The sequence below is a fragment of the Wolbachia endosymbiont of Ceratosolen solmsi genome, assembly GCF_017869155.1.
Lineage (GTDB): Bacteria > Pseudomonadota > Alphaproteobacteria > Rickettsiales > Anaplasmataceae > Wolbachia > Wolbachia pipientis.
This window is the reverse complement of the sequence record NZ_CP054598.1, coordinates 247,954-268,796: the sequence shown is the minus strand read 5'-3', so window position 1 is coordinate 268,796 and position 20,843 is coordinate 247,954. Positions and strand designations below refer to the sequence as shown.

The following is a 20,843-nucleotide window of genomic DNA, read 5'->3' as shown; positions in this document are numbered from 1 at the left end:
GAGAGAAGCTATCGAGTCGCTTGTAAGAAAAACACAAACACAAGACTCATCAGTTATCTTTTCCTGATTTGCCTGCTGCATTAATTGCTTGACCAATCTCATCTTGTAAATCATCATGATCATTTTTTTCATCATGATTTAGCCCTTCAATTCTGCTTTCTAACTCTAACTTAATTATAGTATTGATTTTATCTATATTATCAAGAAAGCCTCTACATTCTTCTTCACTATACTCTTCACCAGATGCTTTTTTTTCAATAAATAGGTTTTTAAATCCTGCTAGATCAGAATTCTGATCGGTATTTAGTACAACATTTCTCTCTATGAAGCTAAGATCTGACAGCAGTAAGCTAACCTCTAACAGATCTTCACTTTTCACGCTTTTAAGGTCTTCAAGACTTTCTAAAATACTAAACACCTTAATCCTTTCTTGTACAATCTCTTTGTCTTCCTTATCAAATTCAGACAATAAACTATGATTATCTACAAATTTCTCACTCAAAGCTTTATTCAATTTAGCAAAATTGACATCCTTGTCAAGTGATGTGTTATCCCGCAACAAGTCTACCCTTGCCCTACGCGCATTTAAAATGTCGTCGTAGTCATTTAACTTTATGTTGCCATCTTTGTCTTGCTGCAATTTATAATAATCAAGGCCTTTGAAATTTTTATTAGTCTTCATCTTCAATCCTCTTCTCATCTCCTTTTGCATCTGGTTTCCTCATTGGTTCCGGTAATTTCCTTTTACTGTCTTCTCGATTTCTTTTTTCCTCTCTTTCAGCACGTTTTTCTACAGCTTCTGGAGTGTTCATTTCAAAAAGTGGTGAGAGGTTATAAACTTTATCTTGATTTCTTCTGCCTTCTCTTTCAGCACGTTTTTCCATACCTTCAAAAGCAGATCCAAAATCATCAATTTCATCTGAACCTTTTGGTTCCGTGCCTAAATTTCGTGTCACTTCATTTGATTGATCAGGCTTATCTTCTTCTGTTGGCTGATCATGCTGTAGTTGATTAGGCTTGTCTTCTTGTTCTGTGCTTAGTTCTCGTACTACCTTATCTGGCTGACCTCCCCCTCGTAGTCGAAGAGGGTCGCCTTCTTCTAGTGGCTGATCATGGTTATCTCTTACTAGTTCCGTGCCTAACTCTCGTTCTACCTTATTTGATTGATCAGGATTGTCTTTTTCTGGTTCTCTCTTACGGCCTATGGTGTCATCATGAAGCTTATTCAAGAAATCTTGCCTATGCGATTTTGCTCTAAAAAGTAAGTTATTTGGATAACCATCTTTTTCTCCTGTACGACGGCTAACTCCTATAGAATCAAGGCCATGCTCCCAAGTAAACTTCATAGCATCTTCTATTGTATAGCCCAAATGTGATCCTACGTATCCTTTATAATAATCTAAATATTTACCGATCCTTCTGTGTGTAATATCTTCCTTATCAACTCCAAATGCCCTGTAGATCTTTTCCTCAAGTTTATCAACGTCATTTTTAGGTGATGTTGCAAATTTTGTTGCTTCAATAGTAGCACCTACAAATTTACGTGGCACATCAATAGCGTATTTCAGCACTCCTCCAACTCTTGGTACTCTCCCCAGCAGATTAGCTGCACCTCCGGCTAATCTATCCGGTAAATGAGTAGCCCAACTGCCTAAAGACTCAAGTCCTCTACCAGCAAAATTTTGCCACTGCTGTTTGAATTCTTCCATTATGCCAGTCAAAGGCGATGCCTGATACATACTAGATATATTGTAAACGCTGAATCCACCACCAGCGATACTTGAGCCCATTTGTTGTACGAACTCGCGTAAAGAGAACATTAAAAATGAAAGCAGGAATAATACAAAGATTTCCCCTGCATTGATTAAATAACCTCTCTGTATGTCTTGCACCCTTTGGTAATCACTATTTTCTTGATAGTTTCTATTTACCTTATAAAAATTCTGTGATTGGCAGCTCCCATCTTGTCTAATTATATCTTGCACTAAAGACTTTATTTCACTTTTTAAACTTGGCTGTAGAATTACTTTTTCTATGATTTCCTTGTAATTAGTACACCTGCTTTCATTTCCTGGCTGCTTACAATAGATTTCTGTCTTTTTACTTATATTATTAATCAATAATAAGATATCAGCTTTTTCTGATGCATGGGATAAACTATTTGTTAAACGCACTAAATCTTTTACACTACAGCTATTATCTACTACCATATCACTTTCTGCAATATAATGGTCTGCTGGATTCTCTTTAGTACCAGGAATTGGGTTAAAGAAAGGATAATCTATATAACGAAACCCTTTTTCAATGTAATCCGGTGGAAGAGGGATATACCCAGCACCGCCAGTAAATTTTATTGTACCACCTTCTCTGCTTATCTTTTCTATACCTTCTATGTTCTTATCTACGTTCAGCGGAGAAGCTTCTCCAAGAGTGTAAGGTACGAAAATTTGCCCTGGGGTCCAACCAAAGTACTGCTTATCAACGATACAAAAACCACCAAACACCCATTTTGGAGCACATAACTTTACCTCGAACCATTTATTGTAGCATACAGTAAAACCTAACTGCCTATAAAAGGTATTCATTATAATGGAAGCCAGTAATGACAAGAGAGCAAATATCATAATCGACTGTAAACAAAAGCTGATGCAGAATTTTATCCAACCTTCAAATAGACTTTTCAGCGGTGAAAATAAAATAGAAATTAGAAACAGTGGCATAATGGCTATAAGAAAAGCTATACCCATAAAACCAGAGAGAAATATTATGTAAGCATATAAGCACAGCAAGAAGTATAGCACAATCCCTATGAAAATTGCCGGTATCATAAGAAGGCTTGCCCACATTTGGTAATGTAAAAACGCTGCAAACTTTTTCCAAACAGAATAAGCAAAAAACTTATTGAACATGTCCTCCATGAAGCTAAACAACTTAGCTTCATCTCCTTGAACAATACTTCCGGTGTTCATGTTGGGAGCAAAATTAGTAATTATACTTATCAATTGTTCAAGACCTTTAACAAATAAAACAAGAAAATGATCATAGAAAAATCTAAAACTTCCAGGAGATATAAGCACTATTACTAGAGTGATTTTCATCATTCTGATGAGCATATCATGCTTAGTTTCTTGTATCATGCCAAAAAGATAAAGAAGCGATGAAATCATTACAAATAGAACAAGCAAGGAAAGAACAAAATTGTGAAAGCTCGTACTTTTTTCAGCTATATTTTCGAACATAGCTTGTGCAACTGCAGGATCATTGCTATTAAAATGTTCTTTGCAATTTTCGTTAATCAATAATACACATTTTAGATAGTTATAAATATAATCAAAAAACTCAACCCCACTCGGTTGCCGCACTCCACTTAAGAACTCAAAAGAGTAGCCACCTACATTATCTAAGTAATATCTATCTAATATTTTTACATATATTTTCCATCCCTTTTTTAATTTCACCGGGTCACAATTTCTGTCCTTTAATTTAGTGCTATCTCTGTCTAAAGCAAAAAGACCGCTCCCATTCTCTGCCACGGAGTTGTAACCTAGATGTACAGTAGGAGATGAAGGATTGCGCATAGATTTCAAATCTTTGTTAGGACTATCGTCACCAGGCCTTTGAAACAAAAGATAAGCACCATGACCGTTGGTAAACCAACATGGAGCACCACGTGATACTGTATTTGCGCTATCATCTTCATTAATGCACTTGCACTTTACAGTGCAACTTGCATTAGACTTACTTGAAATTTTCTGTGGCGCACTAGGTTTGTAATCATTACAAACTAAGTGAAAGTCAGGTAGACTATTATCACCTGACTTGCCTTCAAATTTAGTTGCATATTTTAACTGCTCCAAGCTTTGTAAGGTATAACTGCCTTTTTTAGATTCCTTCTTGTTATTATTACTCCAAGATGTCCATGCACCATTCACTCGCACTTTTAAACTATCTCCATTGGTTTCGAGCCCGGTATCCTCCCACTCCACCACTTGGTTATGGTGAAAACCATAATTAATTTCACCAGTTTCAGGATCAACAACTTCTCCATCTCCTGGAATAAACGCATCGTGGTCGCTTGAAAAATGAGCGCTTACTGCAATAGGTTTAGGACCAAAATAGTCAGCAGATATACACCTTGGAAAAGGCATATCGTTTTTACTACAACCTGTGATCAGCACATAAGCTGCAAGAAGTAATACCCTAAACCAACATTTGCCTAAACGTGATTGCATATCTAAACTTTTTCCAAATACAGAATAAATTTCTAAAACTTTACTTAAAATATCTTTTTAATTAGTTACTCCATAATATCATTTATATCTTACTCCTCTCCATTTTCTTCCTTGTTTTTAGCTTTAGCACTAGGATCACTTCTTATTGTTTCATCAAAATTTTTTTGCTGATCTGATTGTTTTAATGTTTTAGGTCTATCACTCGTTGTTTTATCAGAACTTCCTTTAGAATCTTCTTTTTTGTCTGGTTGCTTTGGTGTGTTAGGTAATTTAGCCTCAATTTTTCCCCGATCTTTACTCATTTTCTGCTTGATACTCTGTATCATACTTTGGGTCTTATCATCAAGGCCAACGGTTGACAGCATAGCTTGCGATGCGCTCTTAGCAACTGTACCAACACCGCCAGTAACTCCATAACCAGAGCTAAATAGTGTTTGTACCATAGTTTCCGATATAGAAACAAAAGCTTCCATTGCACCGGCAATAATGAGGTATATAAACGCCTGGATTAGGTCTATAGGTAATGCTGCAAAGTGTCCACCAGCCCTTTCTCCGGTACTGAGTGCAACATCAACGCTAGTGCCAGGACTGTATCCAAGAGGCAGTATTGATTTCATCAAGCACAGATCATACGATAAGAAATTTACGCTAATTAAACATTGATAGCATGCAGAAAAATTTGTGAGGTTATATAAAACTGAATACATCAACTGATTTAAAAGAGATAAAAATGAAAATAAAATGACTGGTTCTAATGAAACATGAGCCAACGTTTTTATCCAATTATCAAACAAGGGTTTAGTCTTTTGAAATAGAATAAATACGATAAATAAAGGTGTTAATGACAGTAAAAACGCTACTAGAACAGTAGATATTACATATTTCAATGTAGCACTAATAATGCATTTTAAAAACGCATAAGTAGCGCAGAGTATTGCCAAAAATGCAATAACGCCAAAAGGACCAGAAAGCATCAACGATAAAAACTTTAGCCAAGTTTCTGCTGTGAATAATACTCCTGCTGTCAAGTCTAAGAATGCAAATTTTCTCTCCCCTTCTCCTACATAGCCAGAAAAACTATCAACTAAATAAGTGCTACCATCTATAAAAAGTCTGGATAAAGTTGTACCAAAAAGTTCCCAGCTTCTATCGCTAAAGGCAAAAGCTATAAATGCTATCTTGAACATTCTTACAATGAAATCAAATTTACTTAGCTGTATTGTTCCAAGCATATAGCCAACGACAGTAAATATAACGTATAGAGTAAGCAAAGCTCTTACCCCTTGAAGAAGACCTCTTGCATATCCTTTGTATGAATCTTTAACGCTGTCCCCAATTACTTCTTCTTTTATAAGTTTAAATACCCCGTTTACATTCGATGAAATAAAATCATTAATTTTTCTTTTAACAAATAAAGTTACTGTGTACTTATTATTTTCATAATATTTGCCATTTTTATCTGTAATGTCATCTCTCTCTACGTTGCTTACATTGATGCCGAAATATATCTTCTTAGATTCTTCGTTCTGAAAGTGTTCTCCGCTTATTACATCTAATATGGTGTACTCATCTTTTCCGTTTACTCTTTCTCTCACTCCTACCACTTTAAAATCATTAGTTCCCACACCATGCAAATCTTTAGGTGGCTCATCACCTAAATATACATATAATTTTTCGCCATTAATATATTCACATGATCTAGTCACCTTAACATGGTACCCTCCTCTATTATAGTAATAATGACCATAATCTGCGATAGCGAGCATCACACTACTACCGGGCGTTACCTCGTCATTTACTGGATAATCATTGTTCAATTCCAGAGAAAAATCCTCGAATTTATTGTTATCGCCAATTTGCAAACACATATTATCCCCTTTTGCACCCTCTTTCTTTGGAAGACATTGAATACCTTTAGCGATATTTTTATCATCAGGATCACCAATTTTTGCAACAAGAGCCTCAGCCCAAGATTTATCATCTTCAGTAAAACTACCTGCTTTAACATTCCCTTCCATTTTTTCTAGATAAGAATACATATCACATTTATTTCCTTTATCGTACTTCTTATACCTTATAGAGGAGACACAGTTCCGTTCTCCTGCTTGACCTAAACCATAGTTCCATATACCCTTCTCAGTATAGCATATATTTTGATGGTAACAGTTAAGCTCATAGGAGGAGTACTTTTTTCTCTCATCAAGACTACAGTTTTTTCCATCACATAACTCGTTCAATCCTATTTTAGCGCGGCGTAAATCAAGTAGTGAACCATATACCCATGGTTCGTTGTCTTGAATATAACCTTTATTAAAATGCACCTTATTATCATATGGGGTATACCCATTGCCAACTAGCACTTTGCTTTCCTTTGCTTTTGTTTTATCAAGAGGTAAAAATTGTATTTTATTTTTTGTACCATCTTTACCATCACAAAAAAACTCTCCCCCCTGATGTACTTCACTCACTGTAGCTTTCTTATATACAGTTTCCTTACGGTCATTTTCTACAGCTTTATAACAATTGTCATCAAAATTGATGCCTTTCCCTTCTGGATTGTCGTAATCAATTGTTATTTTTCTGGGAACTAAGCTGAAGCTTAACTTGTCACCAGGATTTACTTTAATTCCAGTGTCCACATAACTTCTATTGCTGCCAAATCCTTTGCCACCACATAGTTCGTTTTTACTTTCATTAACACCATAATTGTTAGGTACACTATTAATATCCGCAACCTTACTATAATTTGGTTCTGAGCCATCAGCACAAAAGCTAGCTGGCACAAGTACTTTCCTTGGATTTTTGTCTTCTTTAAAAGGGCAAAAATTTACTGATCCATCGAGGGTGAATTTGATTTTCTCACCCTGACTAATTACCTGACCAGAATCAACCCAATGAATTTTATCGGCTTTACGAACTGGAACATCCACATTAACGCTGGTGTTTTTGCTCTGCAACCCAGGCTCGACACAATCCATATTACAACCAGTGATTGCAAGACACAGTATCAATAATAGTGATCTTTTACTTATCATTGCTGTCTTCCTGGTTGTGGTATCTGAGGCGTTGACCTTTGAGTCCCTTGTGGTATTTGAGGTCTTGACGTACCTGACTGTTGAGAGGCATCTCCTCTTTCTCTTCTTTGAACGCTTCGTTCATCTAACCCTACTGTTCCCATTAAGCTTTGTTGATACTGTCTTCCAGGTTCGCTTGCTACATAAGCACCAAACAACGAGTCAGATATTGCCGAAGAAGCTTCAACTAAAGCTTTCATAGCGTGTCCCAAAATAACAAAAGCCATCATAGCGGTAATATTAGGTGTATATTTGGAAGCATAACCATAAAAAATACAAGGGTTAAAAATCTTTAGGTTAATATTAAGTATACATGTAGAGCAGACCTCAAAATCAAATACTGAATACACAATATAATCCATAACCTGACTTATCAGTGATATAAAAATTAAAAGGACCACTGGATGAATTGCAAATCTTGCTAAATTTTTAACCCAGTTTTGAAACATCTGCCTAGTATACGCAAATAAAAGACAAATAATAAAAATAGGTGCTAAAGAAAGTAATAACGCAACTATTGCTATAGATGTAATAAAAGAAAATAAGGCATTAAAAATAGATAAGCTCACTGTGATTAAACCCCAAATCACCAAGCAAAAAGATACAATGCCCAAAGGGCCAGAAAATATAAGAGATACTATTAACAATACTGAATGCGATGACAAGAACCTATTGAGCGGCAAATCAAGAAACTCAAAAACATTTGAAGTAGTGCCTCTAAAATTTGCTATTTCTATTAGTTGTTTTGGAGTGTTAATAAATATAGAGAATGCGTTGTTATAAAAAAAGTCCCAGCTATTATCCTGCAATAGCTGAGCGATGATTCCTATCTTTACGCATATAATTAAAAACTCATATATAGAAATATGAGTTAATCCAAAAAAGTAATAAAGAGTATATAAGATTATATATAGTACTAATAGTGATATTATAGTAGATCTAATGGTATTTGTTCTGCTTGATTTTATAAAACTTTCGTAAAGAGACTTTACAGGACTAGTATCAGAGTGAATTGCGTTAGGGTCTTTATAATTAGAGCCGAAAAATGCAGTTTTCACTTTTTCATCAAAGAAATTATATATTGCACTAAAAGTTTTTGTAGGTGGCTCTTGAGTTGTTAGGTTAATGCTAAACTGACCTTCATTTTTGTAATCGCAGCCATGGTCTCTTATTCCGTAATATATGGTGCCTGTTTTGTCTTTTAATTTTCCTTTCAAGTTTTCCATGTCATGAACTTTGCTGATATCTACAGATATATCCGCTTGATTTTCACCAGGCTTATGCTCAGGGAATTTATCGGAAACACTTATATACAAGCTATTTTCCAGACTATGGTTCTTCGTTACTCTTATGTTGAACCCGCCTTTGTCATTTGTATTGTAGCAGCTCTTGTCATTTCTGCTACATAGACTAAAAGTTAAACTTGGTATTTGATGGTCATTCTCCATCTTATGATCACAACTAGTACATAAACCACCACCTGGAATGTGTTCAAGAGTTTCATTATCCATACCAACTTTTAGAAATGTAATGTCAGTTTTTACCTGTTTTCCCTTTAATACGTTACTAATAATTTCAGCAACAACAGATTCACCACTAGAATTTAAAGCATTGAATAGCTCAATTTCTATATTATTATATTCAATATACACGCAATCCTCGCCTCTACGACCAGAAGAAAATTTACATATACGTCTACAGAGTGAATTTAAAATGTGCGTATCTATCTTACTTGCACTGCTCTCTGAAAGCTTGCTGCAATCTATATTCTCTCCTTGTTTTATAGAGTTAATAATATTTTCAATTTCCTTTTTTCTTTCATCTTGATCTAACTTCGAAAACCAGTACTCTCTTCCACTCAACCATTGCGCATCGCCTATTATATATTTATTAGGACATATCCCATCCTTGCCACCTTGGCATTTCTCTTGATTTAAAACATGTGCAAAATGTTCCGTTTCTTGCTCGCTACACTTTTCGTCGATTTTCAAATACCTGATTTTTGTCTCACTCTCTTTATCTTTACACACTTTACTTCCAATCACACTAAAGCTTATCGTATCGCCTTTTTTAAGTGCAAATGGTAATGCAACGTCATTTCTCCCAGGCCCAATTGCAAAATCTGCATACTGCTTAGGACAAAAATTAACCTTACTAGGCACTATATCAATCTCTGTTACTCTTATTCTATCTGAGATATTAACACCAGAATCAACCCATTTCTGCTCTGTTGACACTATATCTAGTTTTTCACGCAAACCTGATAAATTTTCTGGCTTAATACAGTGATGTTCCCCGCAGCCTGACAGAAAAAAAAACGGTATTATCAGCAAAAATTTTAGCATAAATCCAACTCATTCAGTGCTTTTGTTAACACTCTCGGAGCTACTAGAACCAGAACCTCGAGATTTACTCTTGTCTCCACCACTCAACTTCTTAGCAGCAGCACCAGCAACTCCAGCAACACCCCCAGCAGCAGCTTTGGCAGCAGATAAAGCTTTGCCCACCATTTGTCCAGGTGTCTGACCTGAGCCAAGTGCTGCTCTATGGTTACCAGCAAGTTCAGCAGCCATGCCAGGAAGAATGTTTAAAAAGTGGTAAAAGAGGAATAATACTAAACACAATTTTAATAATTCTCCGATGAGAGAGCTGCCAAACTCCATGTATGTAAAGTCGAATAGACCAAGTATGCTGCTCTTTTTAAAGCTATAATTTTGCATCATACATGCAAGAGTAGTTTCATTTTTATCACATTCCCCATCTTTCAATTTAAACCACTGTTTTTTCTTACTATATGAGATTTCTGCTTGTTTCTTTTCATATGACTTGTCCGGTTGTTCATTTTTATATGACTCGTCCAGTTCAAAATTTAAATTTTTAAAATAGATTTTATCACATGCTATGAACATAAAGGACAAAAACGCAAAAAGGATAACCGGGTATAAGCTATAGGTAATCAACTCTTTCACCCAGCCTTCAAAATATCCTTTGGTGTGTTGGAATAAAACCATAGGAATGAACAAAGGTGATAAAATGATGATTACACTTAAAGCAACTAGAGATAAAATAAATACATAGCACAGCCACAAAATAACCATCATCATTAGAACGGCCATAAATATACAGACAAGAGCTACTAAAATTTGTCCACCAGCAAAAATAATACCGATTACCGAACCTGCAACTAATAAGACAGGAGCAGCACCAAGCAAGACTGCTAACGTTGCAACACCTCCAGTACCAATTTTGCCACCAATTCCATCTAAAGGGGCACCTAAATAAAATAAAATTCTACAATCAAGCCTATCCCAAGGTGCAAGATAACTGTAAGATACACTCTTTCCTGCACGAGTATATTCATAATCTGTACCTGCTTTATAATTACATATGCCTTTACTTTCAGATGATGCTTTTAGCACTATCTCTGACAAACCATTTGAGAGACGAGTTAATTCTCCATAATAATGAGACATGGTACTGCCTGTTGTGAAGTAAATCACTAAAGCGAATTTTATGATCAACATATACATTTCTTGAGGCCTCTGAACTCCACCAGACATGGCTTTTATAGAGAACAGTATTAAAGCTAAAACTAAAACAGCAGTTACAGTGTTTTTCAGCCTTTTCTGTGCTACAGATATAAAACTCTCACCATTTGGTGCACCTTTACCTGCAACTAAATTATCTAATGATTCCTTAATGCATTGCACTATCATAGAAGTTACGGGAATAGGAGCTAATGATTTACTCCCTGCCTGGTTATAACAAGCTTCAGAAACATACGAGCTAAAACAGCCAGCATTATCATAACCTACAAAAATTTTCCCCCCTTGTCCGTTGAGTCCTTTTTCTTTAGATCTGATAATAGTTTTATAGTCATCATTATTACCAATAGTAACTTTTTCCTCTCCTGCACCATCTTTATTTTTGAATATCATCACAGATTTTTCACACATAGGAGCAAGTGGGTCAGGTGGCAATTCCGTGCACCCCATATCAACCCCTTGCGGCCAAGGAGTCATTTCGATACCAAGCATGCTAACACTGGCTAACTCCACACATAATCTGCCCGTTTTTCTCACTGCTTTGAATGTAGCTCCATGTATGGGTTCGCTCTGTCCTGCTTTGAGAACTCTACATTCCAGACCACCATCAACCTTCGAGGACCATGACCCATCTACGTATCCAGTGTCTTTCTCCCTGACATCAAAGTCTATGTATCCAGGTTTTCCTCTGGAATTAAAGTCTACCTTATTAAAAAGATTACCAAAAGTTAAAGGGTTTCGATGACATACTTCTATATATTCACTGTATTGCACACCATTTTTTGGCCAGTAATAACTCTCTGTACTCTCCTGAACGTTAGAATTTAAGGCTTCTTTTTCTGCTCTTTTCCCGTCATAATCTTTTTTGTTCACGTCTTCCCGAGCTTTATTTTGCAAACAAGAAAAATATTCCTCTTCTGTTTGGTAATTTTCATTGGTGCAGCCACTATAACCTGTGTCTTTTAATTTAAAATTTTTGTATTTTCCATCATGGTCACGTGCAACTGGGTGTTTAACAAAACTATGTTCACAAACAACAAGTCCTCCTATAGCTTTCCAGACTCCAACAATTGCAGCTATCATTCCAACAATAACAAGAGCGGTAAACAAACCAGCAGAAGAAACGATCAAAACAATGCCAGTAAATATTGCGCCAACAGCAATCGCTATTCCAGCAAGTGCTGCAGCTGTTTTAAACGCTCCACAATCAGGATTAGAGGCACGACTAAAACTGCCAGTGGAATTAAATCTGCTAACAAATTCTGTCTTGTCAGTACCACTTACTCCATCTGCAAGCACTGGATATGAGAGTAAAAAGTCTATATTTAGTAAAAATATCGCAATTAATAGCAATGACAGCTTAGTCTTAAACATTTTTTACCTTCTGATAAAATATAGGCAACCATACTTTTGGGTTGTCCCCAACTTCATTTAATATATCGTGTAACAATAGAACACTTTCTGCACGTCCGGATAATACGTTGATTATATCATCCAGGCCTTTTAAGTCTATTCTAGCTACTACAGCATTGACTCCTTGTTTCATCAAAAAGAATCTAGTACTCGGATCTGTGTGCTTAATTAATATATATTCACGTTCAGTTAACATAAAAACATCCCGATAGACACTAGTAGCTTTCAGATTTGGTAAAAAAATCTGTGTCGCTGTTTGTTGTACAAGCGTATCGCTAATAGTACTTTTACTTGAATCCTCAACACTCTGAGTAGCAAAAATCACAAAAGCATTTAGTTTTCTCAGTACCTTCAACCAGTCTTTTATCTTGGGTGCAAAAACTGGATTATCTATTAACGCCCATGCCTCATCAAGAACGATAATAGATGGAGTGCCATCAAGAGATATACTAATCCTATGAAATAAATAAATCAAGACCGGTCCAAGAGCAACAGGATCTTTGAGCAAGCTAGCCATCTCAAAACCAAATACTCTTGCTCGTGAAAAATCTAGCAAATCTTCTTTATTGTCAAATATTGCAGCATGAGAACCATTATCATGCCACATAGATATTGCCCCAGCTAGAGTATCAGGACCTGCAAGCCCTAAAAACGGTACGAGGTTTCTCAAGAATCTGTCTTCTTTTCTTAATTTAAAATTTCCTTCAATTGCATCATTAATTCGTGCAATATCTTCTGAAGTAAATTTATCATTATATACCGAAATTAAAGACTTTATCCACTCCATTAAAAATGTTCTATTATCAGAGGTATCATCAAGTTGTAAAGGATTAAAATTTGTTTTAGTTCTTGGTTCTATTACAGTATAGATACCACTAAGTGCTCTTAAGAAAATCTCTGCACCGCGATCTTTATCAAAAAAGAATATCCTTGGAGAAAACTTCATCGCTTGGGCACACAGGAAATTCATTAAAACAGTTTTACCAGCACCAGTTGGGCCAATTATCATAGTGTGTCCAACATCCCTTATATGAAAGTTGAAAAAAAATGGAGTACCAGATGTCGTGTCAAAAACTGTAACGGCATCTCCCCAGTGGTTATTGAATTTATTACCAGTAGGATAATTATGTTGAGATGCAAATCCAGCCAAATTAAGACTACTTATTGTAGCTTTTCTCACTATATAATCGAAATTACCAGGAATTTGCGCCCAAAATGCTGGTTCAAGGTTAACTCTCTCACGTATAGGGTAAACACCGCAATTAGAAAGCTCTGATTCTACCAACGACAGAGCGTTATCCAATGATTTAGGACTTTTTTCTATACATAAAATAGTCAGGTGATGTTGACCAAACGCAATCTTACCACTCATTGCGTCATCAAGCGCTTGAGAAATTTCTGCTATTTGAGAAATAGCTTTATCTGCAGACTGTATCATTCGATTTTGCTGTATCTGCATTTTTCCAATCGCCATTTGCCTGTTTATAAATTGAAAAGATTGCGTAATTATAAACTCGTAAGGAAGTTGTAAAAACGAATCAAGCATTCCTGCAGAAGTATGATTTCCATATTCTTTGATACTAATTATTCCAGCATATTTACTCTCATTATGAGTCACAACCTGTATCATCTTGCGGCCAAAGAATAACCTATGTACTGGTAAGTATCTTGATATTTCAGTTCTTAGCGGAAAAAGCGTATTTGTAACGAAGCCACAATTTACGATTCTAGATAGAAACTCCATTATTTCGCAGAACAAACCATCTGGAGTTTCTTTTACTCCAAGAATTTTAGGCGAATAATTTCTAAGGCTTGTCACTACACGATTTGTCGTTTCCTCTAAATCTTCATACGTGGCACGTATATCACTTTCCCAAGCATGTTTTGAAGTTACATGTCCGAATTTTTTTAGTAGATGTGACAAAAATTCTACTCCTTTTGTGTCCGCTCTACGGATAATCGTAATGTATAGGTCATTAATAAATGATTGCCTTGTTGCGTGTTTTTCTCTCCATTTTAGATTTACGTGATTAGCGAAAAAATTCGGCAAACCTTGACTTGCAAATTCATCAGAAAAAATATTTTTCTTACGTCTGATAGTATGAAAATACAAACTAAATGCCGGAGATGAAATGCTTCTTAGCATCTGATTCCTGATGTTGTTCTGTATGACTAAATCCTCGTCATCGGCAGTTTCAAATGCAAAACCACTTAATTTTATAACCTTAACCAACCAATTTTCTTTTGTCATCAAGGTTGTGCTATTCCAATAGCAAGAATAAGGAATAAATTCAGCAGCGTGAACTTCCCTGTTCAGAGTAGATTTATTCTTTGATTGAATAGCCCTAAACCTCAGCATCACACAACGTTAAGCAATATCATAAGAATTGGCTCCATGGTAAAAACGATTTAAACATTTCGAGCACTTTCCCAATTTTACCATAAATAATTCAATAAACAACGGTTCTTTTGCAGAAGCTATATAACCAAGTCCATGTATACCTGGTAACATTAAGAGAATCACTCTTAAATCATTTGAATTAATGAAAATTAGCATGCAAATCAGGACGTTTAATATTGCAAACATATAACTCACACCAAAGAGCATTGCAGGTCTTGTAAGACCTTTAAATAATTGATCTGTTTGTATACTACCTGTGGACATATCTTTAACCTTCTAATAATAGCTCTAACACTAATACTATATCATTATAGTAAAAATCCATTGAAACTAGTAGCACTTTAAGTTAAGATACATTATTTAATCCCGATAATGACAAGTTGGCCATTTCAAGAAGCAGAAAAAATATTGCAAGAGTTTCCTAATAAAAAAGAAATAATATTTGAAACTGGTTATGGACCCTCTGGTTTACCCCACATAGGAACCTTTGGAGAGGTTTTCCGCACTACAGTTATTGTAAATGCATTAAAAAAAATAGCTCCTGGTATAAAAACCAAAATCATTGCAGTTTCAGATGATATGGATGGTTTGCGAAAAATACCAGATAATGTGCCAAATCAAGAGATGCTAAGAGAGCACTTAAATAAACCATTGACTATGATACCTGATCCATTTGGCACTCATCAGAGTTATGGTCATCATATGAATTCATTGTTGTGTAAATTTCTTGATATGTTTGAATTTGAATACGAGTTCAGGAGTGCAACAGAGTGTTATAAATCTGGCGTTTACGATGAAAAACTTTTACTCTTACTGAAAAATTATGATAAAGTGATGGACGTAATGCTTCCATCATTTCGGGAAGAAAGACAGCAGACTTATAGTCCATTCTTGCCAATATGCCCAAAAACTTCTCAAGTTTTACAAGTTCCAGTAATTGAAACAAATACAGAGAAAGGAACAATCACATATGAAGACCCAAACGGGGAAAAAATAGAAGTTCCAGTGACAAAAGGAAAATGTAAACTGCAATGGAAACCTGATTGGGGAATGAGGTGGGCCGCATTTGGAGTAAATTACGAAGCTCACGGAAAAGATTTAACTCCATCTGCTGTGCTTTCAAGTCAAATATGTGAAATACTTGGAGAAAAGCCACCACTTCTGTTTTGCTACGAGCTTTTCCTTGATAAAGAAGGAAAGAAAATATCAAAATCAAAAGGAAATGGCATTTCAATTGAAGAGTGGCTAACTTACGCACCAACAGAGAGCTTAGCATTGTACATTTTTCAGAGTCCTAAAAAAGCTAAACGTTTATATTTTGATGTGATACCAAAATCAACTGATGAATATTTAGAATTTGTAAAGCGTTATCATGAGAACAAAGAAAAGGATATAAATAATCCTGCTTGGCACATTCACCAGGGCAATGTTCCCAGTATAGAAACTTCAGGCATAAATTTCTCACTACTTTTAAACCTAGCAGCAGCTTGTAATGCTGAAAACAAAGAGATCCTATGGGGTTTTATATCCTCTTATGCACCAAACGTTACACCAGAAAATAATAAAATGCTTGATAGACTTTCAGACTTCGCAGTAAAGTATTATCACGATTTTATCAAGCCAACAAAATCATATAAAACTCCAAATGAAAAAGAAAAAGCAGCGTTACTAGATTTGAAGGACACTTTACATTCTCTATCTACAACTGCTACTGCTGAAGAAATTCAATCTCAGGTATTTTCTATTGGAAAAAAATATGATTACACCAACTTACGTGACTGGTTTCAGCTATTATACGAAACGTTACTTGGCCAAAAAACCGGTCCAAGAATGGGATCTTTCATAAAGCTTTACGGAATAGGTAATACGATTTCTCTCATAGAAAGCGCTACTAAATGTATACTTTAGAGTTTACCTCCTTTCATTTGAGCTCTTTAGTTTTAATAAGAATTCCTTGACAAACCTCGCCAGCGCCCTTATCATGAAACTGAAGCTATTGTATTTGCTTTCGCCAATCTGCAGATTAAAAGGTAAGGATTACTTAATGTATCGGCGTCTTATGTTCAATTTTTTGCAGTATATAGATACTGTATGTCTTTACAAAACTTCATCTACATCTAGATTTTTATCTAAATAAGCTGAACGCGCTTATAAAGCGTTACAAGACATCAAAAAATGCCAATACTCGACAGAGATAGTAAAAGACTAGCTAACTCGGGGATTCTTTGTCTTTTTTTCTGCTTAGTAAATTTCTTAAACATTTGCAGCGTAAGTTAGTTGCAATTAAAAGCAGCTAAATCTTGCTTGTCAAGCGTTTAAAACATAAAAAACGCCAATATTTTAAAGCGGATAATAACCCCAGGGCTTCTTTTGCCTTTTTTTTCGTTTGGTAAATTTCTTAATGTTTATGGCTAAACGACAACCGTCATCCCGCTACGTGTTAGCGGCTGAGATACCGCGAATGAATCGCGGTATGACGGTTCGTGGCGGCGTGACGATAAGGTTTATACCTTGTCATCCCAGTGCTTGACACTGGGATCCAGCTTTCTTTATAAATTCACCAAAAGTGCTTCATTCTATAACGCAAAACCCATACTCACCAAATCCAATGCATTACTTGCAATTAAGTTTCCTGGATCCCAGTGTCTGGGCACTGGGATGACACCATCATAAAGGAATCAGTGTCAGCTACTTTCATGACACCATTCTTTTTCCTGGATCCAAGTAGTCGAGCTACTTGGATGACAGCTAGCCTGACAACCGTCATCCCGCTACCTGTTAGCGGGATCTATGCTAAGAGATACCGCGAATGAATTGCGGTATGACGGTGTAGACGATGGTTAAGTATCCCGCTGCTTGTTAGCGCCGCAGCGGTATGACGGTTCGTGGTGGTATGACGTAGAGTGCTTAGAAGCTGCTATTTTGCTACAAATGGCTGTAATGGCATCATCTATTTTATTGCTATCACAGCCTGTTTGTGCAAGTTCAGCGTTCCCACCACAATTTTTTTCAACTGCTATTGATACTAGTTCTTTTGCACTAATTTTATTAGCTAAGTCTTTACTTACTTTAATAATCAAGACTGTTTTATCTTTTTCTGTTGCCGTGAAAGCTATTATCGTTTTTGGTTTTTGTTGCTGCAAAACAAACTCTCTTATTATATTCGCTGGAATATTGGTAAAAGCATGACTTACAAAATTTATTCCATTTATTTCAGTGCTTTTTATGCTCTCTGCGCTTATAAGTTTTTTATATAAATTTTTTATTTTAGCTTCAGATTCTTTGCGCTCTTGATTTAAAATATTTAATCGGTTTATTATTTCACTTGCTGGTGCTTTTACGAATTCTGCAACTTTTTTTAAGTTAATTTCATTATCACGTACATAATTGATTGCTTCCTGACCAGTTAAAGCTTCAATTCTTCTCACTCCAAAAGCAACAGAACTTTCTGTTACTATCTTAAATAAACCAATTTCTCCAGTATGTTCAACGTGCGTGCCACCACACAGTTCTCTTAAATCTCCAATCTTCACTACTCTTACTTGGTTGCCATATTTTTCACCGAATAACGCCATAGCTCCTTCGTCTATTGCCTGATTCATGCTCTGAATTTTTGTAGACGTAGAAAGGTTTTCTCTGATTAGAGAGTTTACCATATCTTCTACTAAGAATAGCTGATCCTGAGTAACTTGAGTGTTATGACTAAAGTCAAATCGTAACTTATCCGGTGCAACTAGGGAACCTTTTTGAGTGACATGGTCACCCAAGATTTTTCTCAATACAAAGTGCAAAAGGTGTGTAGCTGAATGATTTCTTCTTAAGGTTTGCCTTCTTTCCTTGTCAATGCTTGCTGCAACTGTGTTACCTTTACAAATTGAACCGAACTTAACTATGCATCTGTGCAAATATAGGTCATTAACCTTATTGGTATTCTCGACTATAATAATACTTCTATCAGATTTGATCAGACTGCCAGTATCTCCCACCTGTCCACCTGACTCGCCATAAAAAGGTGTTTTATCAAGTATAATGGTTATCTTTTCTCCCTCCTTTGCAGAATCAATTACTTCATTTTTAGAGGAAACTATAGCTAGTATTTTCGCATCATTTACTTCATTGAACTCATAACCAACAAATTTTGTTTTGCCAAATTTATCGATCAAATCAAACCATACTTGCTCAACAGATTTTTCACCAGATCCAGCCCATTTAGCACGTGCTCTCTCTTTTTGTTCTCCCATTGCATCATCAAAACCCTTCTGGTCAAAATTTATTTTTTTCTCTTTTAAAATATCAAGTGTAATATCCAAAGGAAATCCATAAGTATCATATAGCTTAAACGCTAATTCTCCAGGCAGAGTGTCACCTGGTTTTAAATCTGCAGTGAATTTTTCCAATAGACTAATGCCTTTCATCAAAGTGTCTTTAAAGTTTTCTTCCTCTGATTTTAACGTCGTTTCTATTAAGCTTTTAGCTCTGACTAATTCAGCTCCCATATAAGCCGAACTCGTGCTATCTATCAACACTGGAAAAATACGATGGAGTAGGGAATCATTATATCCAAGCAGGTGAATATAACGTGTGGCTCTCCTAATTAATCTGCGTAATACGTAATTCCTGCCCTCATTTCCAGGAAGCACTCCTTCTGCGATGAGAAATGCAGCCGCGCGAAGATGATCTGCTACGATCTTATGCGCTATTTTATTTTCTGTTCTTCCACAATACTCTTGAGATTTATTTATCAAAGCAGAAAATAAATCAATATCATAGTTATCATGGACGTTTTGCATAACAGCCGCTATTCTTTCAAGACCCATTCCAGTATCGATGCATTTTTTTGGCAATTTGTGTAAATTACCTTCTTCATCTTTGTTAAACTCCATGAATACCAGATTCCAGATTTCAACAATTCTATCGCCCTCTTGTAAATTAGGACTCCCATGGTCATAAAAAATTTCAGAACATGGACCGCACGGACCAGTGCTTCCCATACTCCAAAAGTTATCATCCGTTGTAATTCTTATGATTTTATCACTTGAAAAGCCACTTATCTTACGCCAAATCTCGTACGCCTCATCATCAGTATGGTAGACGGTTATGGATAGTCTGTTTTTATCAAGAGATAACTCTTTAGTGATAAATTCCCACGCAAATTCTATCGCAGTTTCCTTAAAGTAATCACCGAAGCTAAAATTTCCGAGCATTTCAAAAAATGTGTGATGCCGAGTTGTATAGCCAACATTTTCCAGATCATTGTGTTTACCGCCTGCTCTTAGGCACTTTTGACTTGAGACAGCACGTTTCATTTCAGTTTTTTGAGCACCAGTAAAAATATTTTTAAACTGCACCATACCAGCATTTGTGAACATGAGCGTTGGGTCATGTTCTGGAATCAAAGGAGAAGAAGAAACCTGCTCGTGGTCATTATTTACAAAAAATTTTATAAATCTTTCTCTGATTTCGTTTAGCTTCATCGTTTTTATTGAGGTTATCTATAAATAATAAGTTGTAATGGAAATAAAATCAATACCACTCTCTAGATCTCAGAACTTCTAGTGACATGCACCTTGTGGTAAGAAAAAATCAATATATTCACGATAAATTTACCTCATATCTGTGTTTTATATGTGGAAATTGGAATGGAAATTTATGTAGGCAAAGAAAAAAGAATAGCAAATGTGGTGACTCAACACTGGAATGACATAAAAGGATCAGACAGAGATTGGCCAGAAAGGCATGAAATAGACACTGCAGAAATAATGGAGTCATGGCAGCATTGTTTTATCATTGAAGTCAAAGATCAAGGTTATATTTGCGAAAATGCAGGAGAAAAGGCTGTTGAATTCTATGGTTTTGAGAACAAGACGCGTATTGATAATAAGTATGCAATTGATGCACCATTTTTGCGACTATATAAAATAGATGCAGTCATTGATAAACTTGATACTGTAATAGAGAGTAAATGTCCAATCAACGAAGAGGAAGAAAGTGAAAGTGTTAAAATGAGGCAAGTATTGTTGCCACTTGGGAATAAAGAAGGTATAACACATATATTGGGCGTAATTACTTTTAAACTCCTTTAATATACAATTTTAATTTGATTCTTTAATAAAATTATTTATACTACTACTTAATTACTATTAAAGAACTCAATAGTAGTGCTTGTAAATTTGTTTAG

The 20,843-nt window shown here is 35.7% G+C and carries 11 protein-coding genes; 2 read left to right on the top strand and 9 right to left on the bottom strand.

Annotated elements, in window-relative coordinates; all coding sequences use genetic code 11:
- Window positions 1-49: 49 nt before the first annotated feature.
- From HUB95_RS01360 to HUB95_RS01330, 7 genes are all read right to left on the bottom strand, one after another.
- Window positions 50-682 carry a WD_0853 family protein gene (locus HUB95_RS01360; protein ID WP_197907330.1) on the bottom strand — a complete coding sequence of 211 codons (633 nt, stop codon included), beginning with the start codon at window positions 680-682 and terminating at the stop codon, window positions 50-52.
- Window positions 672-4,232, bottom strand: a complete 3,561-nt coding sequence (locus tag HUB95_RS01355) for a TrbL/VirB6 family protein (protein WP_015589245.1) — start codon at window positions 4,230-4,232, stop codon at window positions 672-674. Before HUB95_RS01355 ends, HUB95_RS01360 begins: the two co-directional genes overlap by 11 nt.
- Window positions 4,233-4,321: 89 nt before the next feature.
- Entirely contained in the window at window positions 4,322-7,267 is a 2,946-nt protein-coding gene (locus tag HUB95_RS01350) for a TrbL/VirB6 family protein (protein WP_209452460.1), read from the bottom strand.
- Window positions 7,264-9,651: a TrbL/VirB6 family protein gene (locus HUB95_RS01345; protein WP_174516845.1), complete on the bottom strand. Its 2,388-nt coding sequence runs from the start codon at window positions 9,649-9,651 to the stop codon at window positions 7,264-7,266. The genes HUB95_RS01350 and HUB95_RS01345 overlap by 4 nt, the downstream gene beginning before the upstream one ends.
- A 9-nt stretch (window positions 9,652-9,660) precedes the next feature.
- Entirely contained in the window at window positions 9,661-12,225 is a 2,565-nt protein-coding gene (locus tag HUB95_RS01340) for a TrbL/VirB6 family protein (protein ID WP_209452459.1), read from the bottom strand.
- Window positions 12,218-14,623: a VirB4 family type IV secretion/conjugal transfer ATPase gene (locus tag HUB95_RS01335; protein WP_209452522.1), complete on the bottom strand. Its 2,406-nt coding sequence runs from the start codon at window positions 14,621-14,623 to the stop codon at window positions 12,218-12,220. Before HUB95_RS01335 ends, HUB95_RS01340 begins: the two co-directional genes overlap by 8 nt.
- 9 nt (window positions 14,624-14,632) lie before the next feature.
- A complete protein-coding gene (locus tag HUB95_RS01330) occupies window positions 14,633-14,929 on the bottom strand; it encodes a type IV secretion system protein VirB3 (protein ID WP_007548615.1) in 297 nt (98 codons plus the stop codon).
- Between the two features lie 108 nt (window positions 14,930-15,037).
- On the opposite strand from HUB95_RS01330, the gene HUB95_RS01325 reads away from it, so the two are divergent.
- On the top strand, window positions 15,038-16,573 hold the full coding sequence (locus HUB95_RS01325) for a lysine--tRNA ligase (RefSeq protein ID WP_015589250.1): 1,536 nt from the start codon (window positions 15,038-15,040) through the stop codon (window positions 16,571-16,573).
- 715 nt (window positions 16,574-17,288) lie between these two features.
- Here the strand turns inward: HUB95_RS01325 and HUB95_RS01315 are convergent.
- Both HUB95_RS01315 and alaS read right to left on the bottom strand, forming a co-directional pair.
- Complete coding sequence (locus HUB95_RS01315; protein ID WP_153801319.1) at window positions 17,289-17,432, bottom strand: hypothetical protein; 144 nt, start codon at window positions 17,430-17,432, stop codon at window positions 17,289-17,291.
- A gap of 73 nt (window positions 17,433-17,505) precedes the next feature.
- Entirely contained in the window at window positions 17,506-20,139 is a 2,634-nt protein-coding gene (gene alaS / locus HUB95_RS01310; protein ID WP_197907332.1) for an alanine--tRNA ligase, read from the bottom strand.
- Window positions 20,140-20,304: 165 nt separating this feature from the next.
- On the opposite strand from alaS, the gene HUB95_RS01305 reads away from it, so the two are divergent.
- A complete protein-coding gene (locus HUB95_RS01305) occupies window positions 20,305-20,748 on the top strand; it encodes a PAS domain-containing protein (RefSeq protein WP_015589252.1) in 444 nt (147 codons plus the stop codon).
- The last annotated feature ends 95 nt before the right edge of the window (window positions 20,749-20,843 follow it).